Annotated in this window: 24 protein-coding genes; 13 read left to right on the top strand and 11 right to left on the bottom strand. The window is 68.4% G+C overall.

Annotation, left to right across the window (positions count from 1 at the left end; genetic code table 11):
• Window positions 1–85 precede the first annotated feature (85 nt).
• From pheT to infC, 7 genes are all read right to left on the bottom strand, one after another.
• Window positions 86–2,662, bottom strand: a complete 2,577-nt coding sequence (pheT, locus tag ACZ5IK_RS30195; RefSeq protein WP_465490792.1) for a phenylalanine--tRNA ligase subunit beta — start codon at window positions 2,660–2,662, stop codon at window positions 86–88.
• A complete protein-coding gene (gene pheS, locus ACZ5IK_RS30190; RefSeq protein ID WP_101608766.1) occupies window positions 2,663–3,727 on the bottom strand; it encodes a phenylalanine--tRNA ligase subunit alpha in 1,065 nt (354 codons plus the stop codon).
• 275 nt (window positions 3,728–4,002) lie between these two features.
• The gene (locus ACZ5IK_RS30185; protein ID WP_465490791.1) at window positions 4,003–4,833 is read right to left on the bottom strand and encodes a DUF6159 family protein; all 831 of its coding nucleotides are present in this window, start codon (window positions 4,831–4,833) and stop codon (window positions 4,003–4,005) included.
• 32 nt (window positions 4,834–4,865) lie between these two features.
• Window positions 4,866–5,696 (bottom strand): TrmH family RNA methyltransferase, encoded by an 831-nt coding sequence (locus ACZ5IK_RS30180; protein WP_465490815.1) that lies wholly within the window; start codon window positions 5,694–5,696, stop codon window positions 4,866–4,868.
• A complete protein-coding gene (gene rplT / locus ACZ5IK_RS30175) occupies window positions 5,693–6,070 on the bottom strand; it encodes a 50S ribosomal protein L20 (protein WP_465490790.1) in 378 nt (125 codons plus the stop codon). The genes ACZ5IK_RS30180 and rplT overlap by 4 nt, the downstream gene beginning before the upstream one ends.
• Window positions 6,071–6,132: 62 nt before the next feature.
• Complete coding sequence (gene rpmI, locus ACZ5IK_RS30170) at window positions 6,133–6,327, bottom strand: 50S ribosomal protein L35 (RefSeq protein WP_005163285.1); 195 nt, start codon at window positions 6,325–6,327, stop codon at window positions 6,133–6,135.
• A gap of 70 nt (window positions 6,328–6,397) precedes the next feature.
• Entirely contained in the window at window positions 6,398–6,982 is a 585-nt protein-coding gene (infC, locus tag ACZ5IK_RS30165; RefSeq protein WP_101608768.1) for a translation initiation factor IF-3, read from the bottom strand.
• 271 nt (window positions 6,983–7,253) lie between these two features.
• On the opposite strand from infC, the gene ACZ5IK_RS30160 reads away from it, so the two are divergent.
• From ACZ5IK_RS30160 to ACZ5IK_RS30150, 3 genes are all read left to right on the top strand, one after another.
• A complete protein-coding gene (locus tag ACZ5IK_RS30160; protein ID WP_276361948.1) occupies window positions 7,254–7,613 on the top strand; it encodes a DUF1844 domain-containing protein in 360 nt (119 codons plus the stop codon).
• A gap of 125 nt (window positions 7,614–7,738) precedes the next feature.
• On the top strand, window positions 7,739–8,386 hold the full coding sequence (locus ACZ5IK_RS30155) for a GntR family transcriptional regulator (protein WP_465490789.1): 648 nt from the start codon (window positions 7,739–7,741) through the stop codon (window positions 8,384–8,386).
• The gene (locus tag ACZ5IK_RS30150; protein WP_465490788.1) at window positions 8,383–9,378 is read left to right on the top strand and encodes a 1-aminocyclopropane-1-carboxylate deaminase; all 996 of its coding nucleotides are present in this window, start codon (window positions 8,383–8,385) and stop codon (window positions 9,376–9,378) included. The genes ACZ5IK_RS30155 and ACZ5IK_RS30150 overlap by 4 nt, the downstream gene beginning before the upstream one ends.
• 77 nt (window positions 9,379–9,455) lie before the next feature.
• Here ACZ5IK_RS30150 and ACZ5IK_RS30145 read toward each other — a convergent pair whose 3' ends face one another.
• From ACZ5IK_RS30145 to ACZ5IK_RS30135, 3 genes are read right to left on the bottom strand one after another with little or no spacing between them, the layout of a single operon-like run.
• Window positions 9,456–9,839 (bottom strand): RidA family protein, encoded by a 384-nt coding sequence (locus ACZ5IK_RS30145; protein ID WP_101608771.1) that lies wholly within the window; start codon window positions 9,837–9,839, stop codon window positions 9,456–9,458.
• Window positions 9,836–10,600, bottom strand: coding sequence for an IclR family transcriptional regulator (locus tag ACZ5IK_RS30140; RefSeq protein WP_465490787.1), 765 nt, complete (start codon window positions 10,598–10,600; stop codon window positions 9,836–9,838). The genes ACZ5IK_RS30145 and ACZ5IK_RS30140 overlap by 4 nt, the downstream gene beginning before the upstream one ends.
• Window positions 10,597–11,574 (bottom strand): sugar kinase, encoded by a 978-nt coding sequence (locus ACZ5IK_RS30135; RefSeq protein WP_465490786.1) that lies wholly within the window; start codon window positions 11,572–11,574, stop codon window positions 10,597–10,599. Before ACZ5IK_RS30135 ends, ACZ5IK_RS30140 begins: the two co-directional genes overlap by 4 nt.
• A gap of 269 nt (window positions 11,575–11,843) precedes the next feature.
• Between ACZ5IK_RS30135 and ACZ5IK_RS30130 the strand changes: the two genes are divergently transcribed.
• The 9 genes from ACZ5IK_RS30130 to ACZ5IK_RS30090 are packed head-to-tail and all read left to right on the top strand — an operon-like array spanning window position 11,844 to window position 22,494.
• Window positions 11,844–13,148 carry an amino acid deaminase gene (locus tag ACZ5IK_RS30130; RefSeq protein ID WP_465490785.1) on the top strand — a complete coding sequence of 435 codons (1,305 nt, stop codon included), beginning with the start codon at window positions 11,844–11,846 and terminating at the stop codon, window positions 13,146–13,148.
• A gap of 33 nt (window positions 13,149–13,181) precedes the next feature.
• Complete coding sequence (locus ACZ5IK_RS30125) at window positions 13,182–14,777, top strand: N-acyl-D-amino-acid deacylase family protein (protein ID WP_465490784.1); 1,596 nt, start codon at window positions 13,182–13,184, stop codon at window positions 14,775–14,777.
• Window positions 14,774–16,162, top strand: a complete 1,389-nt coding sequence (locus tag ACZ5IK_RS30120) for a GntP family permease (protein WP_465490783.1) — start codon at window positions 14,774–14,776, stop codon at window positions 16,160–16,162. The genes ACZ5IK_RS30125 and ACZ5IK_RS30120 overlap by 4 nt, the downstream gene beginning before the upstream one ends.
• A 27-nt stretch (window positions 16,163–16,189) precedes the next feature.
• Entirely contained in the window at window positions 16,190–17,320 is a 1,131-nt protein-coding gene (locus tag ACZ5IK_RS30115) for a lactonase family protein (RefSeq protein ID WP_465490782.1), read from the top strand.
• Between the two features lie 12 nt (window positions 17,321–17,332).
• Window positions 17,333–18,616: an extracellular solute-binding protein gene (locus ACZ5IK_RS30110; protein WP_465490781.1), complete on the top strand. Its 1,284-nt coding sequence runs from the start codon at window positions 17,333–17,335 to the stop codon at window positions 18,614–18,616.
• Entirely contained in the window at window positions 18,617–19,576 is a 960-nt protein-coding gene (locus ACZ5IK_RS30105; protein ID WP_465490780.1) for a carbohydrate ABC transporter permease, read from the top strand.
• Window positions 19,567–20,442, top strand: coding sequence for a carbohydrate ABC transporter permease (locus ACZ5IK_RS30100; protein ID WP_076157078.1), 876 nt, complete (start codon window positions 19,567–19,569; stop codon window positions 20,440–20,442). The genes ACZ5IK_RS30105 and ACZ5IK_RS30100 overlap by 10 nt, the downstream gene beginning before the upstream one ends.
• 1 nt (window position 20,443) lies before the next feature.
• Window positions 20,444–21,850 carry a beta-N-acetylhexosaminidase gene (locus ACZ5IK_RS30095; protein WP_465490779.1) on the top strand — a complete coding sequence of 469 codons (1,407 nt, stop codon included), beginning with the start codon at window positions 20,444–20,446 and terminating at the stop codon, window positions 21,848–21,850.
• 59 nt (window positions 21,851–21,909) lie between these two features.
• Window positions 21,910–22,494, top strand: coding sequence for a hypothetical protein (locus tag ACZ5IK_RS30090; RefSeq protein ID WP_465490778.1), 585 nt, complete (start codon window positions 21,910–21,912; stop codon window positions 22,492–22,494).
• 55 nt (window positions 22,495–22,549) lie between these two features.
• Here the strand turns inward: ACZ5IK_RS30090 and ACZ5IK_RS30085 are convergent, their stop codons facing one another.
• The gene (locus tag ACZ5IK_RS30085; protein ID WP_465490777.1) at window positions 22,550–23,623 is read right to left on the bottom strand and encodes a DUF5005 domain-containing protein; all 1,074 of its coding nucleotides are present in this window, start codon (window positions 23,621–23,623) and stop codon (window positions 22,550–22,552) included.
• Between the two features lie 67 nt (window positions 23,624–23,690).
• Here ACZ5IK_RS30085 and ACZ5IK_RS30080 point away from each other — a divergent pair, with 67 nt between their 5' ends.
• The gene (locus ACZ5IK_RS30080) at window positions 23,691–24,944 is read left to right on the top strand and encodes a choice-of-anchor Q domain-containing protein (protein ID WP_465490776.1); all 1,254 of its coding nucleotides are present in this window, start codon (window positions 23,691–23,693) and stop codon (window positions 24,942–24,944) included.
• Window positions 24,945–25,164: the final 220 nt, after the last annotated feature.

Raw genomic sequence — 25,164 nt, 5'->3', positions numbered from 1 at the left:
CTCACTTTGCCACATCCCCTGACGCGTGAAGGCCCCCTTCCCTCGGTTTAGCCGAGGGAAGGGGGCCTTCACGCGCTGATCCGGATCAGGTCCGCAGGCTCGCGCCGAAGCGTTCACCGGCGACCGCGACGGCGGCGTCGCGGACCTTGGTGGCCTCGTCGACGGTCAGCGTGCGGTCTGCGGCGCGGAACCGCAGCTTGTACGCCATCGAACGCTTGCCCTCGCCCAGCTGCTCACCCTGGTAGGAGTCGAACAGCGTGATGTCTTCGAGCAGTTCGCCCGCGCCTTCGCGCAGCGCCTCGGCCAGATCCGCCGACGGCACACCGGTTTCGGCGACGAGGGCGACGTCGAGCAGCACCGGCGGGTACGCCGAGATCCGCGGCGCCGGACGGTCGTCCGGGATCGGGATCGCGTCCAGGTCGAGTTCCATCGCGACGGTGCGCGGCGGCAGCCCGAGCGCCTCGACGACCTTCGGGTGCAGCTCACCGGCGTAGCCGACGGGCCACTGCCCCACCCGCAGCTGCGCGCAGCGGCCGGGGTGCCACGGCGGCTGGTCCGCCGCGGCCGTGGTCAGCTCGACACCGGCGGCCTGCGCCACGAGCCGGGCGGCCTGCACCGCGTCGGCCCAGTTCGCCTGCTCACCCTCGCCCCACCAGCCCGCGCGGGCACGCTGGCCGGCGAGCACGACGGCGACGTGCAACGGCTGCGGCGGGACGGCCGCCTCCAGCACCGCGAGCTCCTCGTCGGTCGGCCGCCGGTCCACTCCGAGCGCCGGCATCGGGATCGGGTTCGGCCCGGGCAGCACGACCTGTCCGAGGTGGAACAGCGAAACGTCCTTGAAGCCACGGGAAATGTTGCGCTGCAACATCTCCAGCAGCCCGGGAAGCAGCGTGCTCGCCATCCGGTCCTTGTCCGCTTCCAGCGGGTTGCGGATCTTGACGGTCTTGCGGCGCACGTCGTCTTCGGGCAGCCCGAACGAATCCCAGACCGAGTCCGAGATGAACGGGAAGGGCTGCACCTCGACGTAGCCAGCCTCGGCCAGCGCACGTGCGACCGAGCGGCGACGGCGCTGCGTGTCGGTGAGGCCGCGGCCGGCCGGGGCGTCGGGCAGCACCGACGGGATGCTGTCGTAGCCCTCCAGCCGGAGTACCTCCTCGACCAGGTCGGCGGGCTGCACCAGGTCACCGCGCCAGCTCGGCGGGATCGCGGTCACCAGCGCGGTGCCGTCCTCGGCCGTGCCCACGTTGACCTTGCAGCCGATCTGCGAGAGTCGCCTGACGGTGACGCCACGCTCGTAGCGCACCCCGGCCACCTGGTCGGGCAGGCTGATCGGCATGGTCACCGGCTGGTTCGGCTCGACGCCACCCTCGTCGGTGCGGCCGGGCAGGATCGAACCGTCGCCGTACTGACGCAGCAGGCGCGCGGCGAATTCGACGGCCACCGCGCACAGCTGCGGGTCGGTGTAGCGCTCGAAACGCTTGGCGGCCTCGGAGAACAGCTTGTGACGGCGGGCCGTCCGGCTGATCGACGACGGATCCCAGTGCGCCGCCTCGAGCAGCACGTCGGTGCTCTCGGGGGTGATCTCGGTCGACGCGCCACCCATCGTGCCCGCCAGCGAGATGACGCCGCTGTCGTCGGCGATCACCACGTCGTCCGGGTCGAGAGTGCGCTCGGCATCGTCCAAAGTGGTCAGCTTCTCGCCCGGCTTCGCCTTGCGCACCACCAGATCGCCCTTGACCGACCCGGTCGCGAACGCGTGCAGCGGATGACCCAGTTCGAGCATCACGTAGTTGGTCACGTCGACCGCCAGCGAGATCGAGCGGATCCCGGCCAGCATCAGGCGGCGGCGCATCCACCACGGCGTCGGCGCTGTCGCGTCGAGATCCTTGACCCGGCGCAACACGAACCGCTTGCAGCCATCGGTGTCCTCGAGGTGCACCGGCCACGCGTCACTCTCGGCCACCGGGACCTCGATGGACGCCGGGTCGCCGAACGGGACGTCGAGCGCGTTGGACAGCTCACGGGCCAGGCCACGGACCGACAACGTGTAGCCGCGGTCCGGGGTCGGCGTCACTTCGAGGACGGTGTCGTCGAGGTTCAGCAGCTTGTTCGCGTCTTCGCCCGGGCTGGCGGTGCTCGGCGGCAGCACCAGGATGCCGGAGTGGTCGTCGCCGATGCCGAGCTCGCTCGCGGAGCAGATCATGCCGTCGCTGAGCCGGCCGTAGGTCTTGCGCGAACCGATCTCGAAGCCGCCGGGCAGCACCGTGCCGGGCAGCGCGACGATGACCAGGTCACCCTCGGCGAAGTTCGTGGCACCGCAGATGATCCCGCGAGTCCTGATCCCCGCGGGACCGTCGTCCTCGAAGGGACCCTCGTCGTCATCGGAATCGTCGTCGACGTTCTCGTCGGGCTTCTCTGCGTTGTCAGCGTCGTCGCCGGACTCGCCGACGTCGACCCGGCAGAAACGGACCGGCTTCTTGAACTCGGTCAGCTCCTCGATCTCGGCAACGCGGCCCACCACGAGCGGGCCGGTGACCGGTTCGAGCGCGCGGACCTCGTCGACCTCGATGCCGATGCGCACGAAGGCGTCGGCCAGATCCTGGGCCGTGACCTCCTCGTCGACGTCGAGGTGTTCGGTCAGCCAGCTGGCTGGGACCTTCACTCAGGCCTCCGTTCCGAAGGGCAGGGTGAACCTGATGTCGCCCTCCACCATGTCGCGCATGTCCGGGATTCCGTTGCGGAACTGCAGGGTGCGCTCGATACCCATGCCGAAGGCGAAGCCCGAGTAGACCTCGGGATCGACGCCGCAGGCACGCAGGACGTTGGGGTTGACCATGCCGCAGCCGCCCCATTCGACCCAGCCGGCGCCGCCCTTCTTCTCCTCGAACCAGACGTCGACCTCGGCCGACGGCTCGGTGAACGGGAAGAAGTGCGGGCGCAGGCGGGTCTTCGAGCTTTCGCCGAACATCGTGCGGGCGAAGGCGTCGAGGGTGCCCTTGAGGTGCGCCATCGTCAGGCCCTTGTCCACCGCGAGTCCTTCGACCTGCGAGAACACCGGCGTGTGCGTGGAGTCGAGCTCGTCGGTCCGGTAGGTGCGGCCGGGGCAGACGACGTACACGGGCAGGTCACGGTGCAGCAGCGTGCGGGCCTGTACCGGCGAGGTGTGCGTCCGCAGCACCAGCCCGGAGTCCTCCTCGCCGAGGTAGAACGTGTCCTGCAGCTGGCGCGCGGGGTGGTCCTTGCCGAAGTTCAGCGCGTCGAAGTTGAACCACTCGGCCTCGAGTTCCGGACCGTCGGCGACCTCGTAGCCCATCGCGACGAAGGCGTCGGCGATGCGCTCCGACAGGGTCGCGATCGGGTGCCGGGCACCGCGGGGCACCCGATCCCACGGAAGCGTGACGTCGACGGTCTCCTCGCGGAGCACCTTTTCGTCACGTTCGACCTGGAGCACGGCACGGCGCGCGTCGAAGGCGGCCTGAATGCCTTGGCGCGCTTCGTTGACCCGCTTCCCGGCCTCGGCCTTCTCCTGCTTCGGCAGGGCGCCGATCTCGCGGCGCGCGAGGAGCAGCGGAGACTGGTCCCCGAGGTGGGCGGGCTTGACCGCGGCCAGCGCGTCGAGATCCGCCGCGGCCGCGAAATCCGTCTCGGCCTGCTTGACGGCGGCCGTCAACGTATCCGGCGCGAGCGCCCCCGCCTGGGGGTCCTGCTTGTCGTTGGCTTCGGACATAACTCCTCGGCGTCCGCTGGGACTGGTCCGGTGCACGCGAGCGCACACATGGGTTTAGCAGCTGCTGAATTCTATGGGACAGCGAACGGCGGCCCCCGATCACCCTCGGGCTGGGCACACCGTCACTCGCGAGTGCGAAGAACGCGCTTTACGCCGTAAACAAGGTGCTGGAACGAACAGTGCGTTCCATGGGAGCTCCCTTGGTGTCGTGGTGCGGACGGCGTGGTGCCCGCGACTCTACGTGGTCGCGGGCACCCGGGCCATCGATTTCGGCCTCAGCGGGTGGCGAACGCGCCTTCGAAGTCCACCTTGCCGAACGCCTCCGGGACGATGCCGTCGGCGGCGTAGCGGTACAGCGCGGTCTGGTAGATCCCGGCCAGCGTCGTACAGAGGATGGAGACCAAGAACGCCCACACGAGTGAAATCCCGATGGAGACGACGATCGTGATCGTGCCGCCGAGCAGGAACCCGGCGCCCATGAAGACCGCGAATCCGGCCAGCGTCAGCAGCACGCCGACCAGCCCGATGCCGAACCTTCCGGCGGCCTGCTCACCCCAGGTCTGCTTGAGCAGCACCGCCGACCGCTTGGCCCCGTGCCGGACACCGGCGTCCTCGATCATCATCACCGGCAGGACGAGGTAGGTGACGAGGTTCCAGGCGGCACCGACCAACCGGCCGACGAGAAGGCCGATGAAACCGAACCGCTGCTCGATCTCCCGGAGGATCAGGGAAACCGTCGCCGTCACCACCGACCAGCCCAGCAGGGGCAGCCACCGGCGGCCCGCCTCGGCCAGCCCGGTGGCCACGCGCGGGTCGTCACCGCGCAGCGCGACGTCGGCCTGCGAAATGAGCGCGGCGTTGAAGAACACCGTGACGAACGCGGCCGCGAGGTAGAACAGGCCGATCATCACGTACGAACCGGGAGTGAGCCGCGAGTGGTCGGCGATCTCGGTGTGGGAGATCCAGTAACCGCTCCCGAGGAACACCACGGCGACCAGCAACCCCGCGAGGGAGGCCAGGATCGGGAAGACCGCGAGTTCCTTGCGGGACCGCAGAACGCGCCAGGAGGCGCCGAACAGAGCGAAAGAACGGGCGATACGCCCCATGATTCCCCCAGTAAGCCAACGGAATCCGTAGCTTAGCGAGCCCGGTTCGGCGCCATCGCGTTGGTGTAGACACAGATCGCCGCGGCCGTGGCGAGGTTCAGGCTCTCCGCGCGGCCGTACATCGGGATCTTGACCGCGAGGTCGACGGCATCGAGGACGTTCTGCGGCAACCCGTGCGCCTCGTTGCCGAACACCCACGCGACGGGCTGGTCGAAGGACACCTGATCGAGCTCGGTGTCGGCGTAGCCGTGCGCGCCGAAAGTGCGGAGACCAGCGGCGGAGCAGGCCTTCAAGGCCGCGTCGACGTCCCGGATCCGGGTGATTGCGGGGTGGAACAGGCTGCCCGCGGCCGCGCGGACGCATTTTCCGTTGTGCGGATCGACACTGTCCCCGGCGAGGACGACCGCGTCGGCGCCGGCGGCGTCCGCGACCCGGATCACGGTGCCCGCGTTGCCGGGATCGGCGACGTCGACGAGGACGACGACGAGCTTCGCGCCCGGCTTGAGGACGGTCTCTTGTGGACGGTCGACGAGCGCGCAGACCGCGACGATGCCTTGCGGCGTCACGGTCTCGGACAGGCCGTCGGCGGCGCGGTCGGTGATCGGCGAAACCGGGACGCCCGACTCGTGCGCGGTGGCGAGCAGACGCTCGTGCTGCGCGGCGGCGCGTTCGGTCACGAACAGCTCGTACACCTTGCCGTCGTGGGCGAGCGCGGCTTCGACCGCGTTCGCGCCCTCGGCGAGGAACCGGCCCGTTTTCTCCCGCTCGGCCCGGCGGGTGAGCTTGCGCGCAGCAACAACCCGGGGCGTCCGTTCGGTGAACGGAGCAGCCCCGGGTTGCGGAAGAGCGCTGTGGCCGGTCAGGCCGACTTCTTCTCTTCGGTGTTCACGTTCGCCTTGGCCAGCTCGGCCAGCGCGGCGAAGGCGGCGGCGTCGTTGACCGCGAGGTCCGCGAGGATCTTGCGGTCGACCTCGACACCCGCGGCCTTGAGGCCCTGGATGAAGCGGTTGTAGGTGACGCCGTTGGCGCGGGCGGCCGCGTTGATGCGGGTGATCCACAGCTGGCGGAAGTCACCCTTGCGGGCACGGCGGTCCCGGTAGGCGTAGTTCAGCGAGTGAAGCGTCTGCTCCTTCGCCTTGCGGTACAGCCGCGAACGCTGGCCGCGGTAGCCGCTGGCGAGCTCGAGAGTCGCGCGACGCTTCTTCTGGGCGTTGACAGCCCTCTTGACGCGTGCCACTGGGTCCATCCTGTCGATCTGGGGGCGCGCTGGCGCGCCCGGCGTTTACAAAGTGCGGGGTGTCAGCGGCCGAGAAGGCGCTTGACGCGGCCGACGTCGTTCTTGGCGATCTCGGTGGTGCCTTCGAGACGACGGGTGAGCCTGTTGGACTTCTTCTCCATCAGGTGGCGGCGGCCGGCCTTCTGGCGGCGCAGCTTGCCCGTGCCCGTGACGCGAACTCGCTTCGACGTCCCGCTGTGCGTCTTCATCTTCGGCATTACGTATGTCCTCTTTCGTGCGGCGGCACACCGGTGTTTTCCGGTGTGCCGCGACATGTGCTGGTCGGCGCTACGCGTCGGCGGGCGGCTCGGACGATTCGGTCGACTCGTCCTTGGCAGCCTTCGCGGCCTTGGGCGGCTTCACGTTCTTGTGCGGGGCCAACACCATGATCATGTTGCGACCGTCCTGCTTCGGCGACGACTCGACGAAACCGAGTTCGGTCACCTCGTCGGCGAGCTTCTGCAGCAGGCGGAAACCGAGTTCCGGCCTGGACTGCTCGCGACCGCGGAACATGATCGTGACCTTGACCTTGTTGCCGGCGGCCAGGAACCGCGACACGTGACCCTTTTTGGTCTCGTAGTCGTGCTGGTCGATCTTCGGCCGCAGCTTCTGCTCTTTGATGACGGTGAGCTGCTGGTTGCGGCGGGACTCGCGGGCCTTCTGCGCACTCTCGTACTTGAACTTGCCGAAGTCCATGAGCTTGCATACGGGCGGGCGTGCCTGAGGAGCAACCTCGACGAGGTCGAGATCGTTCTCCTGTGCCAGCCGCAGCGCATCTTCGATCCGGACGATGCCGACCTGTTCACCGGCGGGTCCGACGAGGCGGACTTCCGGTACCCGGATTCGGTCGTTGATGCGTGTCTCGGAGCTGATGGGGCCTCCCTGGTTCGAGGTAAATTCTTCTACCGTTTCGACCTGGTGCCCACATACCTAAGGCCCCGGTACCGTGCCGGTACGCGGGGCCCACTCTTTCCGATCGTGTTCGATCTCCAGAACCGAACACACCGCCTCAGACGCCCGAAATCGTCTTTGGCGAGACCGGACCCGGACACCTGGTGTTGCGGCGGTGACACGGGTGGGAGCGGGGCTCCACTTGCCGCCCCCGATCGCTCGGGGGCTGGTCGCTCGTGGAAGGGTACCAGACGTGTCAGATGAACCCGTTCAGCAACCCCCGTATTCCCCGGACGTCCGCGACCTGGAGGACATCCCGAGCGTCGAGGTGATCAGCAGGGCGGCCGTCATGCTGCTCTCCGCAGGCGCCGAACGCCTCGGCCTCGCCGACGAAGACCCGGCCGGCTCACCGCACCGCGACCTCGACGAGGCCCGCCGCCTGATCACCGCCCTCGCCGGGCTGGTCACCGCTTCGGCAGAGTACCTCGGCCTGCACGCGGGCCCGTTGCGTGACGGGCTGCAGTCGCTGCAGAAGGCGTTCCGCGAGGCTTCGGCCGTGCCGGACGCGCCTGGGCAGGGACCGGGCGAGAAGTACACGGGGCCGGTCTACTAAGCCCCTGCCTTCCCGGGACCCCCAAGTGTCATGAAAGGGGCTTTCAGGACGTTTTTCGTCCTGAAAGCCCCTTTCATGACATCCGGAGCTACCCAACGAGCAGGCTGGCAGCTAACATTTCAGATGTGAGTGGGTTAGCGAAGGTGCCGAGGTCTCTCCTGAGGGACGAGGCCTACGAGAACATCCGCCGGGCGATCATCGACGGGACGCTGCCGCCGGGGACGAACCTGCGCGACGGCGACCTCGCCGATCAGCTCGGCTTGTCGCGGGCTCCGGTGCGCCAGGCGTTGCTCCGTCTCATCGAGGACGGCCTCGTCGAGTCGAAGCCGCAGAGCTACACGCGGGTGGCCGGGTTCGTGCCCGACGACGTCCGCGACGCGTTGCAGCTGGTCCGCGCGCTGCACGAGTTCGCGGTCCGGACGGGCGCGCCGCGGATGGGACCGGCCGAGGTCGCGGCGATGCGCGCGGCCAACACCCGGTTCGCCGACGCGATCGCCGCCGGGGACATCGCGGCCGCGATCGCCGCCGACGACGAACTCCACGACGTCCCGGTGGCCGCCGCGCGCAACCGGGCGATCGCCGCGACGCTGGCCCGCTACACACCGCTGCTCCGGCGGCTCGAGTACGCCCGCTTCGGCTCGCTGCCCGCGCACCGGTCGGTCCAACGGCATGCCGAGCTGGCCGACGCCCTCGAAGCGGGCGACGTCGAGGCGGCCTGCTCGATCACCGCCACCATCTGGACCGAACTCGAAGCCCTTCTGGAGACGTCATGACCCTCGCCGACTTCCCGCGCTACCCGCTGCTGTTCGGCCCCTCCCCCGTGCACCCGCTCGAGCGGCTCACCGCCCACCTCGGCGGGGCGAAGGTCTGGGCGAAACGCGAGGACGTCAATTCCGGGATCGCGTTCGGCGGCAACAAGACGAGGAAGCTCGAATACCTGGTCGCCGACGCCCTCGCCGACGGCGCGGACACGCTGATCTCCATCGGCGGCGTGCAGTCGAACCACACCCGCCAGGTCGCCGCGGCCGCCGCGCGCGCCGGGCTCAAAGCCGTGCTGGTGCAGGAAAGCTGGGTGGACTGGAACGACCCGCTGTACGACAAGGTCGGCAACATCCAGCTCTCGCGCATCCTCGGCGCGGACATCCGGATGGTCGAGGCCGGGTTCGGCGTCGGCTTCAAGGAGAGCTGGGAGAACGTGGTCAAGGAGATCGAAGCGGGCGGCGGCAAGCCGTACGCGATCCCGGCGGGCGGGTCGGACCACCGGCTCGGCGGGCTCGGTTTCGCGAACTGGATCGTCGAGCTCGAGGCGCAGGAGGCCGAGCTCGGCGTCTTCTTCGACACCGTCGTGGTCTGCTCGGTCACCGGCAGCACGCAGGCGGGAATGGTCGCCGGGGCCGCGCTTTCGGGGAAGCCGCGGCGGATCCTCGGCATCGACGGTTCGGCGAAACCGGCCGAGACCCGCGACCAGGTCACGCGGATCGCCCGGGCGACCGCGGAGCTGATCGGCGCCGACGAGATCGGCGAGGTCGAACTGGACGAGCGCTATCACGCGGGGATCTACGGCATCCCCGACGAGTCCACTCTGGACGCGATCCGGACGCTGGCGCGGCTGGAGGGCGTGCTCACCGATCCTGTGTACGAGGGCAAGTCGATGGCGGGCCTGATCGACCTCGTTTCGCGCGGTGAGATCTCGCGGGACTCGAACGTGCTCTTCGCGCACCTGGGCGGGCAGCCCGCGCTGAACGGATACACGAGCGTGCTCTAGCCCCTCGCCAATGCTATGAAAGGCCCGTTACTTGCAAAATTTGCAAGTAACGGGCCTTTCATAGCGCGCGTGAGTGACTAGTCCACCACGGCCAGGACGTCGATCTCCACCAGGAGTCCCGCGGGCAGGCCGACGTACACGGTGGTGCGGGCCGGGTGCGGCGCTTCGCCGATCAGCTTGTTGTAGGCCTCGTTGAACACGCCGAAGTGGTCGACGTCGGTCAGGTAGACACGCACCATCAGCGCGTCGGCCAGGCTCGAACCGGCGGCCTCGAGCACCGCTTCGATGTTCTTGAAGGTCTGCTCGGTCTGCTCACCGACGGTCTCGCCGACGATGGCGCCGGTGGCCGGGTCGAAGGCGACCTGGCCGGCCACCTGCAGGATGTTGCCCTTGCGGACCGCCTGCGAGAACGCGGCCACCGGCTTCGGCGCGTTCTCCGTGCTGATCGCGGTCTTGCTCATTCCAACTTCCCCTTTCGGTTCCCCGTCCATCCACTGTGGACGGAAGCTTGTTCGGCGGCGGCGACCAGTTCGGGCACGAGCCCCATCAGGCCGTCGTAGTCGAGCAGTACCTTCGGCACCGACATCGACACGGCGGCCAGCACCACGCCGCCAGGGCCGCGGACCGGCGCGGCGATGCAGTGGATGAAGTCCTCGTGCTCGGCGTTGTCCACCGCGTAGCCGCGGTCGGCGACGAGATCCAGTTCGGTCCCGTAGGCGGCCGGAGTGGTGATCGTGTTCGGGGTGCGGACGAAGAAGTCGATCCTCGAAACCACGTCCGCCCGCTTCTCCGGCGTCATGGCCGCGACGAGCACCTTGCCGACGGCGGTGCAGTGCAGCGGGGCGCGTTTGCCGATGCGGGAGTACATCCGCACCGAATGCCTGCCCTCGAACTTGTCGATGTAGACGACCTCTCCATCCTCATAGGACGCGAGGTGCACGGTGTGCCCGGTGCTCACGTTGAGCGCGGCGAGCGCGGACTGGGCGGTGCGGCGGACGTCGCGGTCTTCCAGCGCCTGTTGCGCGAGGTCGAAGAGGGCACTGCCGAGCCGGTAGTGCCGCTGCCCCTCCCGGCGCACGAAATGGTGCGACTCGAGGGTGCGCAGCAGCCGCAGCACGGTCGACTTGTGCACGCCGATCTCCTCGGCGAGCTGGTCCAGCGTCTTCGGCTCGCGGGCGAGCCCGCCCAGCAGTGTGAGCGCCCTGTCCAGGCTCTGGCTCATACGCCCACCAATCCCTTGTCCGTCAGCTTCGCCGCCGCCCATGCTGCCGCATCCGCCCCGATGAGCGCTTCGACGACGGCTTCGGGCAGCGGAGTCCCCACGTCGTCGTGGGTCAGCAAGGTGGCGGCCGCCTGCAGGTGACCACGCCGCAGCCTGGTCACGGGGTCGTCGCCACGCAGGGTGGCGGCGAGGAAACCGGCCGCGAACGCGTCGCCGGCACCGACCGGTTCGACGACGTCGACCCGCAGCGCGGGCGCGAACAGCGGCGCTTCTTCGCCGTCGACCAGCGTGACCCCACGCTCCCCGTGCTTGACGACCAGCGTTTTCGGCCCGGGCAACACGGCACGCAGCCGCCCCGGGTCTCCCGTCCCCCACACCCGCTCGGCTTCGTCTTCGCCCGCCAGCACGATGTCCGCGCGGGCGGCCAGCCCGGCCAAGACGGACGGGTCGCGCCCGGTCCACAGCGCGGGCCGGAAGTTGACGTCGAACGACACCAGCGTGTCGCCGCGAGGCCGCTCCATCAGGGCCCGCACCAGGTCGAGGCAGCCGTCGGACAGCGCGGGCGTGATCCCCGACAGGTGGATGACGCGCACCCCGTCGAGATCGAGCTTCCCCAGCAGTCCGGCGTCCATTCCGGACGCCGCGGAGCCCTTGCGGTAGTAGCGCACGGGACTGCCCTGAGCCCCGCTTTCCTTGATGTAGAGCCCGGTCGGCCGCGTCGGGTCGACCATGACCGCGCTGACGTCCACCCCCGCCGCGGCGATCTCGCGCACGAGCGCGCGGCCGAACGGATCGTCGCCGACGGCACTCACCCACGCGCTGGCGAAACCCAGCGCGGGGAGATGGCAGGCGACGTTCGATTCGGCTCCGCCGATGGTCCGCACCCACTTCCGTACCTCGTCGGGCGGCCCGGATTCGGCCGGCACGAACAAGGCCATCGACTCCCCGATGCACAACACGTCAGTGCTCTTCATCGCGCCGACCGCCATCCCGCTGCCAGGGCGCACCTCGCGAAATCACTGCGCCTCACGGCCGAAAAGCGCCCTGCCATCGCGATAGCGGGGCCTCCGGCCAAAAAGGCGCGACCCCAAAAGATCAAAAGATTCCCGGGCGGCCAAGGCTCACCTGTCACTTCCGCGTCTCCTAGTCGTCACGCCGTTGACCTCTAGCGGACCGGATGCTACACCTATCCCACGCAATATGCGCAACGTCCGTTGCAACATACGCAACCGAGGTGAACCTCATGTTCCAAGCCGGCACCATCGATTCCGCCGCGGTCGCGGCCGTCCGGGAGGAGCGCGTCGACTGGCGCTTCCGCTCGGTCGCGCCCTCGCTGTCCGGACTCACGATCGGGGAGGCCGCCGCCCGCGGCGCGAAGCTGTTCGACGACGGCTTCCTGGGCCCGTTCGTGGTGCTCGACGAGGAAGCCGTCGAACACAACCTCCGCACGATGGCCGATTGGTGCGCCGAGCGTGGTGTCGCGCTGGCTCCGCACGGCAAGACGACGATGGCGCCGCAGCTGTTCGAGCGGCAGCTCCAGCACGGTTCCTGGGGCATCACCTGCGCCAACGCCGGGCACCTCCGGATCTACCGGGCGTTCGGCGTTTCCCGGATCCTGCTGGCGAACCAGCTGCTCGACCCGTCGGGCCTGCGATGGCTCGCCGCGGAACTGGACGCCGACGACGACTTCGAGTTCGTCTGCTGGGTCGACTCGGTCCGCGGCGTCGAGCTGATGACCGAGGCCCTGCGCGGCGCCCGCCGCAAGGTGGACGTGCTCGTCGAACTCGGCGCAGAGGGTGGCCGGACCGGGGTCCGCGACACCGCCACCGCGCTCGCCGTCGCCGAGGCCGCGCACGCGAGCCCGGCCCTGCGGCTGCGTGGATCCGGCGGCTACGAAGGCGCGCTCTCCCACCACACCGACGAGAAGTCGCTCCAGCTGATCAGCTCCTATGTGGACGGTCTGCGAGAACTCGTCTTCGCCTTCCACGACAAGGGCTTGCTCGACGACGCCGGGCAGATCATCGTCACCGGCGGCGGCAGCGCGTACTTCGACCGCGTCGCCGACGAACTCACCAAGGACTGGGGCGGCCTGGACGTCCTGCCGATCCTGCGCAGCGGCGCCTACGTGACCCACGACGACGGCTTCTACCGGGTGATCTCACCGCTGGGCGAGAGCCCGCGCATCGACGGCGTCGCCTCGTTCCGTCCCGCACTGCGCGCTTGGGCGCAGGTGACGTCGAAGCCGACGGACGAACTGGCGCTGCTCACCATCGGCAAACGGGACGCCTCGTTCGACGAAGGCATGCCCGAACCCCGCCTGATCCGCAAGGGCGACGGACCGCCGTCCGCGCTCGAAGGTCACGCCATCCAGAAGATGAACGACCAGCACGCCTTCCTGACGCTGCCGCCCGGTTCGCCGGTCGAGGTCGGCGACTGGATCGCACTGGGCCTTTCGCATCCGTGCACCGTCTTCGACAAATGGCCCCTCATCCCGGTCGTCGGCCCCGACGGCGAGACCGTGCTCGATTTCGTCCGCACGCATTTCTGATCCGTCCTCCACCGCCGCAGAGGAAGAATCGCCATGGACATCGTTGTCCGCTCCGCACTGGTCGCCGACGGCACCGGGGATCCGCTCACCAGGCACGACGTGGGCATCACCGACGGCCGGATCGCCAGTGTCGCCGAACCCGGCTCGCTCGCGGGCCGCCGCACCATCGACGCCGAAGGACTCGTGCTCGCGCCCGGGTTCATCGACATGCATTCGCACTCGGACCTCCAGCTGCTCGCCAATCCGGATCACCTCGCGAAGCTCTCGCAGGGCGTCACGACCGAGGTCCTCGGGCAGGACGGGCTCTCCTACGCGCCCGTGAACGACGACGTCCTCGGGGCGCTGCGCCAGCAGCTCGCCGGGTGGAACGACGATCCCGCCGGATTCGACTGGAACTGGCGCTCGGTCGGCGAGTACCTCGACCGGCTCGACGCCGGGGTCGCGGTCAACGCGGCCTACCTGGTGCCACAGGGCACCGTCCGCATGCTCACCGTCGGTTGGGAAGACCGGCCCGCGACCGAAGCCGAGATGAACGCGATGAAGGAACTCATCGCGACCGGGCTCGCCGAGGGCGCGATGGGCATGTCGTCCGGCCTCACCTACACGCCGGGCATGTACACGACCACCGAGGAACTCGTCGAGCTGTGCCGGGTCGTCGGCGAGCGCGGCGGTTTCTACAGTCCGCACCACCGCAGCTACGGCAAGGGCGCGCTCGAGGCGTTCGGCGAGATGGTCGACGTCTCCCGCAGCTCGGGCTGCCCGCTGCACCTCGCGCACGCCACGATGAACTTCTCGGTGAACAAGGGCAAGGCGCCCCAGCTGCTGGAACTGCTCGACAAGGCGCTCGACGACGGCTGCGACATCACGCTGGACACCTATCCCTATCTTCCCGGCGCCACGTACCTTTCCGCGCTGCTGCCCAGCTGGTCCACCGAAGGCGGCCTCGATGCCACTTTGGCCCGGCTGTCCGATGTGGACACGCGTGAGCGGATCCGTGCCGAGATCGAAGAGACCGGGTCGGACGGCGCGCACGGCGTGCCGATCGACTGGGAAGCCATCGAGATCAACGGCGTCCGCCGGGACGAGAACTCGCACCTCGTCGGGCATTCCGTCGCCGCTTCGGCACAGCGGGCCGGGAAACCGGCCGCGGAGCTGTACTTCGACGTCCTGCTCTCGGAGAAGCTCGGCACGTCCTGCCTGATGCACGTCGGGCACGAGGAGAACGTCCAGGCGATCATGCGGCACCGCACGCACACCGGCGGCAGCGACGGGCTCCTCGTCGGCGCCCGGCCGCATCCCCGCGCCTGGGGCACGTTCCCGCGGTACCTCGCTCGCTACGTCCGCGAGCTCGGCGTCCTCGACCTCGCCGAATGCGTCTCCCACCTCACCGGCCGCGCGGCGGAACGCCTGCGGCTGACCGACCGGGGTCTCGTCCGCGCGGGGTACGCGGCGGATCTCGTGCTGTTCGACCCGGAAACCGTCGCCGACACCGCCACGTTCGACGAGCCGCGGCAGCAGGCCGCCGGTATCCCCTATGTCTTCGTCAACGGTGTCGCCGCCATCGACGATGGTCAACCGACCGGCGCCCTCGCCGGCCATTCACTGCGGAATCCCGGGAGTGCCCGATGATCGACTGGCTCCAACATTCGACGGGAGGTCTCCTGACCCTCGCCGCCGTCTCGATCGCGGTCTTGCTGTTCCTCATCATCAAGGTCAAGATCGAACCCTTCATCGCGCTGATCGTGGTCGGCCTGCTGACCGCGCTCGCCGCGGGCCTGCCGGTCGGGCAGATCGTCGGCTCCGCGCAGAAGGCGTCGGATTCCCTGCTGGAAAAGGGTTTCGGCGGGATCCTCGGGCATATCGCCGCGATCATCGGGCTCGGCACGATCCTCGGGTCCATTTTGGAGCGCTCCGGTGGCGCGAAGGTGCTCACCAGCGCGCTGCTGCGGGCCATCGGCGAGAAGCGGGCCCCGCTCGCGATGGGCCTGGCGGGCTTCGTCTTCGGTATCCCGGTCTTCTTCGACATCGGCATCTTCGTGCTGGCGCCGCTGGTCTACGTCGCCGCCAAACAGGGCGGCCGTTCGCTGGTGCTGTACGCGTTGCCGCTGCTCGCCGGTCTTTCCATCACGCACGCGTTCCTTCCGCCGCACCCCGGCCCGGTGGCCGCGGCAGGCCTGCTGCACGTGGAACTCGGCTGGATCATCCTGATGGGCCTGGTCTGCGGTATCCCGGCGTTCCTGGTCGGCGGCGTCGCGTACTCGACCTGGATCGGCAAGCGCATCGACGTGCCGGTTCCCGAGGAATTCCTGGTCGCGGAAGACGAAGGCGAGAAGGAGGAGAACCCGCCGTCGCTCAAGCTGGTGGCGGCGATCATCGCGGTCCCGCTGGTGCTGATCCTCGCCGGAACCTTCGGCAGCATCTGGCTCCCGAAGAACTCCGCTCCGGCCGGTGTCGCCGCGTTCATCGGCACCCCCGCGGTCGCGCTGACGATCTCGGTGCTGCTCGCGTCATGGCTGCTGGGCCTGCGCCGCGGCTTGACGGGCAAGGACTTGAGCGAGCTTTCGGCGAAGTCGCTCCGCCCGGTCGCGATGATCCTGCTGGTGGTCGGCGCGGGCGCGTTCTTCGGTGCCGTCCTGTCCGCGACCGGTATCGGCAAGGCCGTCGCGGGTTCCCTGGACAACGCCGGTCTCCCGGTCATCCTGGCGGCCTACGTGATCAGCTGCGGCATGCGGATCGCGCAGGGTTCGGCGACGGTCGCGATCGTGACCACGAGCGGCATCGTCGCGCCGACGGTGGCGACGCTGGGCTACTCGCAGATCCAGCTCGCGCTGCTGGTCGTGGCGATTTCGGCCGGGTCGATCATCGCTTCGCACGTGAACGACGGCGGGTTCTGGATCATCTCGCGGTACTTCAACATGACCGTGCCGCAGACGTTGAAAACCTGGACCGTATTGGAAACCGTCCTTTCCGTTTCCGGTTTCGGCGTGGCAGCATTGCTCATGGCAGTGGTTTAAACCACCTGAAAGCTGGGAGAGATCACGATGACCGGACTCGATCGACGCACCTTCCTCGGCGCCGTCGGAGCGGCTGGACTCACCACCGTTCTCGGTTCCCACCTCGCGAACGCTTCCGAACAGACCTGCGGACCGAAGGGAACCGGGGCCATCTACGTCAGCAGCTACACCAGTTCCGGGCACGGGCTCGATGTCGCTCACCGGGACGCGGCGACCAACGCGCTGGTCGTCGACCGGACGATTCCGGGGATCAGCAACGCCTCCTGGTTCGACATCAGCGCGGACCGCAAGACGCTCTACGTGACCAACGAGGACGAGAACGGTCAGATCTCCGCGCTGAGCCTGGCCGATCCGGCGAAACCCAAGCTGCTCAACAAGAAATCCGCCAAGGGCCAGCACCCCACGCATCTGAGTGTCCACTCGAGCCAGAAGTACGTGCTGGCCGCGAACTACAGCAGCGGCAGCGTCGTCGTCCTCCCGATCCTCGCGGGCGGGAAACTCGGCGACGTCGTCGATCTGGCCCAGCACAAGGGCGCCGAGCGGGCCGCGCACGCGCACCAGGTCGTCAACGATCCCACCGGCAAGTGGGTGCTCTCGGTCGACCTCGGCGCGGACTCGGTCTACGTCTACAAACTCGACGTCACCACCGGGAAACTGAAGCTGAACCAGCAGCTGAAGCTCCCGTCGGGTGCCGGGCCCCGACACCTCGCCTTCCACCCGAACGGCAGGTACGCCTACATCCTCGGCGAACTGCGTGCCGAAGTCACGATCGCGGCGTGGAACCCGGCCACCGGGAAACTGACCGCCGGGCAGGTCGTCCCGGCCGTTCCGGCGGGCACGCCCGGCGCGCAGTATCCGGGCGAGATCACCACGTCCAAGGACGGCAGGTTCGTCTACGCGTCCGTGCGCGGTTCGGACACGATCGCGTCGTTCGGCGTCGGCGAGGACGGCAAGTCCTTGACCCTGCTGGGCAACGCGCCCGTCGGGGGCGTCTACCCGCGCCACCTCACCCTGGATCCGACCGAAAGCTGGTTCTACGTCTCCAGCGACAAGTCCGGCACGCTCAGCTGGCTGCCGCGCGATCCCGCCACCGGTCTCCCGGGGGCCGTCGCCGGGAAACTGGCGCTCCCCCAGGTCAATTCCGTCTTATTCGCTTAAGGAGAAAATCCCATGAGAACTCGCGTCCTCATCGCGGGCCTCGCGGCGCTCGGGCTCGTCGCGGGCTGTTCGCCTGCCCAGAACACACCGGCCGCGAGCGGCGGTGACGAAAAGTCCGGCACGGTCCGGGTCTGGCTGTTCGACGAGGCCAACCGCGCCCCCAAGGAGGCCGCGGTCAAGGAGGCCATCGCCGAGTTCAAGGCGGCACACTCGGGCGTCGAGGTCGACGTCCAGTGGATCCCGGTGGAAGGCCGCGCGGACAAGTTCTCCGGCGCCTTCAACGACCCGGCGAGCGCGCCGGACGTCGCCGAGTTCGGCAACACCGACGTCTCCAGTTACGCCGCCACCGGCGCGCTGGCCGACCTGACCGGCGATCTCTCGTCGTGGAAGGAAGGCGCCGACATCCTGCCCGCGGTCTTGGAGACGGCGAAGTCCGGCGGCAAGACCTACGGCCTGCCGTGGTTCACCGGTATCCGCGCGTTGTACTACCGCACGGACCTCTTCGCCGAACTCGGCCTCAAGCCGCCCACGACGCTGGCGGAACTGACCGAGACCGCGAAGACCATCCGCGCCAAGAAGCCCGAGCTGTACGGCATCTCCGTCGGTGGCAAGTACACCTACGCGATGCTGCCGTTCCTGTGGGCGCACGGTGGCGAGATCGCCAAGCAGGACGGCGACAAGTGGAAGTCCACTGTGGACTCCGAACAGTCCAAGGCAGGCGTGGCGGCGTACGCGAACCTGCTGAAGGCGGACATCTGCCCGCCCGAGCAGTGCGCCAACCTCACCGGGACGCAGAGCATCACGGCGTTCGCGGGTGGCAAGGCAGGCATGTCGATCGGTGGTGACTTCAACCGCAAGGCCGTCGAAGCCGGTCAGGTGAAGGGGAAGTACGCGATCATCCCGATCCCGGGCACCGAGGCGGGCAAGGTCGCCCCGGCGTTCGCGGGCGGGAACCTGCTCGGCGTGTTCAACGCGACCAAGCGCAAGAGCCTCGCGGTCGAGTTCACCGAACTGCTCGGTGGCGCCAAGTACCAGGAGAAGATGTACATCGCCATGGGCAACCTGCCGACGCTCGGCAGTGTCCAGCAGAAGGTCGCCGCGAGCGACCCGTCGGTCAAGCCGTTCGTCGACACGCTCACCGCGGGCACGAAGTTCGTCCCCGCCACCGCGGCGTGGTCGAAGATCGACGCGCAGAACGTGCTGCCGACCGCGATCCAGCAGATCGCGACCGGCGGCAAGGACCCCGCGGCCGCACTCGCCACCGCGGCCGCCGAGATGAACAAGGCGTTCGGCTAAGTGGTCACAAAAGACATTCCCCGCACCACGGCTCCGGCCGTCCCGGCACGGCGGTCCCCCCGCCGTCGCCGGGACGGGCGGGCCGCCCTGCTCTACCTGGCTCCCGGCGGCATCCTGCTGCTGGCGATGCTGGTGTACCCGATCTACCAGCTCGTCCTGATCTCGTTCTACGACTACGGCCAGCCGCAGGCCGTCGGCAACGCGCCGCTGGTGTTCCTCGGCTTCCAGAACTACACCGACCTGCTGGAGAACGTGCAGTTCTGGGAGGTGCTGGCCAAGACCCTCGGCTTCACCGCGGTCTGTGTCGTCGGCAGCCTCGCGCTCGGGACGGGGCTGGCCGTGCTGGCCACCCGGGTCCGCTCGTGGGCGCGGGTCCCGCTGTTCCTGGCGGCACTGGCCGCCTGGGCGACGCCGGCGATGGCGGGCTCGTACGTCTGGCTGTTCCTGTTCGACTCGGACTTCGGCCTGGTGAACGAGGTGCTCTCGGGCCTCGGGTTCACCGGGATGGCGAACCACTCCTGGACCTTCGACACTTACAGCACGTTCGGGCTGGTGGCCGCCGAAGTCATCTGGTGCTCGTTCCCGTTCGTCATGGTGACGATGTACGCGGGGCTCAAGGGAGTGCCGGAAGAGGTCATCGAGGCCGCGTACCTCGACGGCGCGTCGACCTGGCGCACCACGTGGTCGATCACGCTGCCGATGGTGCGGCCGCTGCTGACCATCGCCACGATCCAGTCGATCATCTGGGACTTCAAGATCTTCACCCAGATCTACGTGATGACCAACGGCGGCGGCGTGGCCGGGCGCAACCTCGTGCTCAACGTCTTCGCCTATCAACAGGCCTTCGCCGGACAGGAATACGGTCTCGGCGCGGCGCTCGGAGTCGTGATGACCTTGCTGCTGCTGTCCATCACCGGGCTGTACGTCCGGTCGCAACGCCGGAGCGCGGGATGGGTGTGACGACAGCGCCGAAGACCCGCCGGGTCAAGAAGCCCGGCAGGCTGATCGCCGAGATCATCTGCGTGGTGATCGCCGGGATGGTCGCGTTCCCGGTGTACTGGATGGTGCTTTCGGCGTTCAAGCCCACCGGGCAGATCCAGGCAGAGAACCCGCGGCCGTGGACCCTCACGCCGACCTTGGAGCACTTCGAGCGGGTGCTCAGCGGCGAGGGATTCGCCCTTTTCTTCCTGAACAGCGTGATCGTCGCCGTCGTGGTGGTGGCACTGTCGCTCCTGCTGTCGTTCCTTTCGGCGGTGGCGCTGACCAGGTTCAACTTCAAGGGCAAGACCGTCCTGCTGGTGATGGTGCTGGTGGCGCAGATGGTGCCCGTCGAGGCGCTGACCATTCCGCTGTTCTTCCTGATGCGGTCGGTCGGCGACGTCGCGCCGGCGTTCGGCACCAACCACCTCGGCTCGCTGATCCTGGTGCACCTGGCGTTCAGCCTGCCGTTCGCGATCTGGATGCTGCGCGGTTTCGTCGCCGCGGTGCCGCAAGAGCTGGAAGAAGCGTCGAAGATCGACGGGGCGAGCCGGATGCGGTTCACCTGGCAGATCCTCTTCCCGCTGGTGGCGCCCGGGCTGGTGGCGATCAGTGTGCTGGCGTTCATCCACGCCTGGAACGACTTCCTGTTCGCCAAGACGTTCATCATCTCCAACACCGAGAACCAGACGCTCCCGCTGGCGATCCTCGTGTTCTTCAAACCGGAGGACACCGACTGGGGCGCGGTGATGGCGGGCTCGACCCTGATGACCATCCCGGTGCTGGTGTTCTTCATTCTCGTGCAACGACGACTCGTGTCCGTCATGGGCGGCGCGGTGAAGGGCTGACATGCCTGGCTTCGAAACTCTGCTCCCCCGTCCCGTCTCGGTGGAACCGCTGCCCGGCCAGTGTTCCGTACCGTCCGAAGTGGACTTCCGCACCGATGCCGGACTGCCCGCCGAGGGCTACCGGCTGGAGATCGACCCGTCCGGCGTGACCCTGCACGCGGCCGACGCGGCGGGCGAGTTCTACGGCCGCCAGACGCTCCGGCAGCTGATCGGGCCGGACGCGTTCCGTGCCGCGTCCATCCACAGTGGACAAGCCACGATCCCCTGCGGAGTGGTGACCGACCACCCGCGCTTCGGCTGGCGTGGCTGTTTACTCGACGTGGCGAGGCATTTCCGGACCAAGGCCGAGGTACTGCGGTTCATCGACCTGCTCGCGGCGCACAAGCTCAACGTGCTCAACCTGCACCTGACCGACGACCAGGGCTGGCGGATCGAGGTCCCCGAGTTCCCGAAGCTGACCGAGGTCGGCGGCTGGCGGAAATCGTCCATGGTGGGGCGGCACGACGGGCCGGAGCGGGATGGACGCCCGCACGGCGGGTTCTACTCGACCGATGATCTCCGGGAGATCGTCGCGTACGCCGCCTCGCGCTCGGTGACCGTGGTCCCGGAAGTCGACATCCCCGGGCACGCGCGGGCCGCCATCACCGCCTATCCCGAACTCGGCCCGGAAACCGCCGAACCGTGGGAGGTCTGGACGAGCTGGGGCATCAGCACGTCCCTGCTGAACACCGAAAAGTCCACTGTGGACTTCTTCAAGGGCGTCTTCGACCACGTGCTGGAGATCTTCCCGTCGGAGGTCATCGCGCTCGGCGGTGACGAAGTACCCGGCGCGACCGAGGAACACGGCCGGTTCGTCCGCGAGATCGCCCAGCACCTGGTCGAACGGGGACGTCGTCCGCTCGGCTGGGACGAGGTGCTCGAAGCGAGTGACCTGCCGCCGATGGTCATCGGCTCGTGGCAGAGCGAGGCGGCCGGTGCCCGTGCCGCCGCTGCCGGTCACGACGTCGTCATGTGCCCCGAGGACCACGTGTACCTGGACCACCGGCAGTCGGATCACCCCGACGAACCGATCCCCGTCGGCTACCTGCGGACGCTGGAGGACATCTACGGCTACGAGCCGGTGCCCTCGGATTTCCCCGCCGACCGGACGATTCTCGGTACCCAGGCGCAGGTGTGGGCCGAGCACCTGGACACCGCACGCCGCGTCGACTACGTCGCTTTCCCCCGGCTGAGCGCTTTCGCCGAGGTGGCGTGGAGCAGTCCGGAGGGCCGGGACTACGCGGAGTTCCTGCCGCGCCTGCGGGACCACCACCTGCCCCGGCTCGACGCGCTGGGCGTCGAATACCGGCCGCTGGAGGGCCCGCATCCCTGGCAGACACGTCCCGGCGTGCCCGGGCGACCGCGCTAGAAGTTCGTGATGGCCCCCTTCCTTGCTCTCCGGGCGAGGAAGGGGGCCATCATGGGGTGATGAGTGATCAGTCCGAGCGGTGGGTCGACGCCACCCAGCTTCCTGAAGAACTCGTGGCGCTCATCGACACCCTCCGCCCCGGCGAAGAGCTGCCCATCACCCGGAACGGCGAGACGATCGGGACGATTTCCGGCTCTTTTCCCGAAGAGCGGTTCGCTACGGCGGACTCCGACGAGGTCACGGTCGTGGCCACCGCCATGAAGCTGTCGGCTTCCGCGCGGGACTCGTTGTCCGAGCGGCTCGGCCCCGGCTACCTCGTCCTGGACCTGCATTCGGCTCCCCCGACCGTCGACGTCCTCCTGGTGCCGCCTGCCAGCCCGCAGCTGATCGGCAACTTCCGAGCGCTCTACCCGAAGGCCCGGATCGTGATCACGGAGATCGAGGACGCCGAACTCGGCGTCAAGTTCGAAGGCCCGGTCCGCCGCCTTCTCGACGCCGGGGCCGAGGCCTACCTGCCGTCGAGCACGATCCCGCGTCTGGCGGAGCAGCTGGACCGGACCATGACCCAGCTGAATCAGCTCACCGACGGCGCTTCGCTCCCCTTGACCATCGAATCGCCGCGGGACGACCGCGTTCTCGACTGAGCGCGGGTCGGGCTCGTGAGTGGTAAGGACGGTTATATAGAACCGTCCTTACCACTCACGATCTCCCCAGAACGGGTAGCCAGTCCACCTCCACGAACCGCGGCCGGTAGATCCGCGCGTCCGCGAAGTTGTCGCCGTGATCGAGGCTGTTCACGTTGTACGACACAGTGAGCTTCCCCGGACGGCTCAGCTGCGGATGTGCCGTCGCGTCGTAGACGATCCGCCGCTCATTCGCTTCGGGTGCCCGGTGGAGGACGACCGGAGCACCGAACGGGCCGGTCGGCGAACTCGCGGTGTAGGCGAGCATCACCGGGCTGAAGCCGGGGCTGGTGTCCATGGTGATCAGCACGTACTCGGCACCGATCCGGGTCACCGAGAACGCCGTCCCGATCCCGGCCAGCATCCGGAGGGCGTCCTCTTCGTGGGACGACCAGCCGGCGCCGGTCCAGAACTGCCACGGCCCGCGAAGACCCCCGATGGGCACCCGGGCGAGCCTGAGACGTCCCTGTTCGGCGCCGTAGACGTAGGTGTGACCGCCGTCTTCGAGCAGCTCCGATCCCCACGCGACCCGATCGCTCACCGGGATCACCAGCACCTCGGACGGCGTCAGCGCGGGCAACCGGAAGGTGACCAGAGAGGTCCCGGTTCTCCGGAAGTCGAGTCCGCCGGGCCCCGTCGTCCTGTACCGGTTGTAGAGCACCCGCAGGACATCGCCTTCGACGGCGCCGTCACCAACCCAGTAATGCTCGTCCGAGCCCGGGATTGCGATCAGGGGCTCCGGGTCGTCGGCGGTGCCACCGTGCAGCGTCTCCCCCAGCGTGCCGTCGGGCCGCTGGACGACCAGGGTGTTGCGGGCGATCGGGCTGTCCGGCGGGCGGCTGTGGTCCGGGTTCACCCTGCCCAGGAACGTGTCCGAGAACAGCCACGCGGTGCGGCCGTCCGGCAGCGGGACCGAAACCGTGCGATCTCCGCCGGTCCAGTGCCCGCCCTGATCGCCGTAGCTGTTCCAGAGTTCGTTCAACCCCGCGGACGGAACCACAGGCCGCGGCGCGGGCGCGACGCCGCTGCTCGCGACAACGGCGCTGAGCAGCAATGCGGCCACTACGAGAATCCGCGAGGGCCTGCGCATCGGATCATGCTAGAGCCGACGGCGTCTTTGTACGACCCTTGTGCGACGGGTGGTTACGGTCCGCGGAATGTCCTGGAAACTGCTTTCCGTCAGCGTGCTCGCCGCCCTCGCGTGCACCGGATTCACTACGGCCGAAGCCGCTTCGAAGACCTACTACGTCGATCAACTCTCCGGCAGTGACACCGCGAGCGGCACTTCGCAGCAGACCGCTTGGAAGTCACTGACGAAGGTCTCCACGACCACGCTGGCACCCGGCGACACCGTGCTGCTGAAGCGAGGCGGCAACTGGCCCAGCGGCCTCGCCGTGAAGGGCTCCGGCGTCACCATCGGGGCGTACGGCACCGGCGCCCGTCCGATCGTCAAGGGCGATACCGAAGCGTGCGTCGACCTGCCCGGCAACGACAACGTGGTGCGGGACCTCCAGATCGGCGTCGCTGCCGACGCGGGCCGCTGCTCGTGGGCAGGCGTGAAGGTCTCCGGCGACCGCAACAAGGTGCTGTCGAACCTCATCACCGGCGCCGGCGCGGGCGTCTACATCGCGCCGTCGGCCGACCACACCGAAGTCACGCAGAACGACCTCGTCGACAACAACCACATGACCGTCGTGACGCCCGGCGGCAACGACGACTCCGGCGCGTTCGCCGTGCTGGTCCAGGGCAACGACTCCGACATCGGCTGGAACCGGATCAGCGGCTCGATCGCGAAGTCCGACGACTTCGGCGGTCTCGACGGCGCCGCTGTCGAAATCTTCTACGGCTCCCGCAACGTCATCCACCACAACATCTCCGAGGACAACGAGACCTTCACCGAACTCGGCACCGACGCGAAGGATCCCGACGGCGTCTCGACCGGCAACGTCTTCGAGTACAACGCGATCTTCGGCGCCAAGACACGCGGCGGCATCATCACGCGCGGCGCGGGGGACGGCAACGGGCCGGTGCTGGGGACCCTGTTCCGCAACAACTCGCTCAGGCTCTCGAACGCCGAGTCGGAGGGTTTCGTCTGCTACGGCGGCTGCACGAACCAGGTGCTGAAGATGACGCAGAACGTCGTCCAGGCGGCGTACAAGGTCGGCTACGCGGACACGACCTTCACCGCGACAGACCACAACGTCTACTTCGGCGGACTCCGGCAGTTCACGGCGGGGTCGACGGACAAGGTGGCCGACCCGAAGTTCACGTCGGCGACGAACCTCGCCCTCAAGGCGGGGAGCCCGGCGATCGACCTCGGCACCACGAAGTACGACGATCGCGACGTCGACGGGAATCCGGTGTACGCCGGAGCCCGGGTCGACGCGGGTGCCTACGAGTTCCAGGGCTAGGGCGTGTTTCATAAGTCTGTTCGATGGGCTTCGTGATCCAGGTGGTTCCTGACGGTGCGGGCGGATCGGCCTCGTACCGGGTCGTACTCGGCCGCGTCCGCCCGTGCCGTCAGGGCCACCTGGGCGCGAAGACCGCGAACATGGCTTATGAAACACGCCCTAGAACGCCGTGAAGGCCTCCTTCCCTACTTTGAGAGTAGGGAAGGAGGCCTTCACGGAG

It is taken from the genome of Amycolatopsis sp. NPDC031561, from assembly GCF_055580625.1.
Note: the sequence above shows the minus strand (reverse complement) of the source record. Positions and strands in the feature narration are given on the sequence as shown.

Excerpts from the sequence above, each read along its gene's own strand:
- pheS (WP_101608766.1), bottom strand. The coding sequence starts at position 3,727 with ATGTCCGAAGCCAACGACAAGCAGGACCCCCAGGCGGGGGCGCTCGCG.
- ACZ5IK_RS30185 (WP_465490791.1), bottom strand. The coding sequence starts at position 4,833 with ATGGGGCGTATCGCCCGTTCTTTCGCTCTGTTCGGCGCCTCCTGGCGC.
- rpmI (WP_005163285.1), bottom strand. The coding sequence starts at position 6,327 with ATGCCGAAGATGAAGACGCACAGCGGGACGTCGAAGCGAGTTCGCGTC.
- ACZ5IK_RS30150 (WP_465490788.1), top strand. The coding sequence starts at position 8,383 with ATGACCCTCGCCGACTTCCCGCGCTACCCGCTGCTGTTCGGCCCCTCC.
- ACZ5IK_RS30145 (WP_101608771.1), bottom strand. The coding sequence starts at position 9,839 with ATGAGCAAGACCGCGATCAGCACGGAGAACGCGCCGAAGCCGGTGGCC.
- ACZ5IK_RS30140 (WP_465490787.1), bottom strand. The coding sequence starts at position 10,600 with ATGAGCCAGAGCCTGGACAGGGCGCTCACACTGCTGGGCGGGCTCGCC.
- ACZ5IK_RS30135 (WP_465490786.1), bottom strand. The coding sequence starts at position 11,574 with ATGAAGAGCACTGACGTGTTGTGCATCGGGGAGTCGATGGCCTTGTTC.
- ACZ5IK_RS30130 (WP_465490785.1), top strand. The coding sequence starts at position 11,844 with ATGTTCCAAGCCGGCACCATCGATTCCGCCGCGGTCGCGGCCGTCCGG.
- ACZ5IK_RS30125 (WP_465490784.1), top strand. The coding sequence starts at position 13,182 with ATGGACATCGTTGTCCGCTCCGCACTGGTCGCCGACGGCACCGGGGAT.
- ACZ5IK_RS30120 (WP_465490783.1), top strand. The coding sequence starts at position 14,774 with ATGATCGACTGGCTCCAACATTCGACGGGAGGTCTCCTGACCCTCGCC.
- ACZ5IK_RS30115 (WP_465490782.1), top strand. The coding sequence starts at position 16,190 with ATGACCGGACTCGATCGACGCACCTTCCTCGGCGCCGTCGGAGCGGCT.
- ACZ5IK_RS30110 (WP_465490781.1), top strand. The coding sequence starts at position 17,333 with ATGAGAACTCGCGTCCTCATCGCGGGCCTCGCGGCGCTCGGGCTCGTC.
- ACZ5IK_RS30100 (WP_076157078.1), top strand. The coding sequence starts at position 19,567 with ATGGGTGTGACGACAGCGCCGAAGACCCGCCGGGTCAAGAAGCCCGGC.
- ACZ5IK_RS30095 (WP_465490779.1), top strand. The coding sequence starts at position 20,444 with ATGCCTGGCTTCGAAACTCTGCTCCCCCGTCCCGTCTCGGTGGAACCG.
- ACZ5IK_RS30090 (WP_465490778.1), top strand. The coding sequence starts at position 21,910 with ATGAGTGATCAGTCCGAGCGGTGGGTCGACGCCACCCAGCTTCCTGAA.
- ACZ5IK_RS30085 (WP_465490777.1), bottom strand. The coding sequence starts at position 23,623 with ATGCGCAGGCCCTCGCGGATTCTCGTAGTGGCCGCATTGCTGCTCAGC.
- ACZ5IK_RS30080 (WP_465490776.1), top strand. The coding sequence starts at position 23,691 with ATGTCCTGGAAACTGCTTTCCGTCAGCGTGCTCGCCGCCCTCGCGTGC.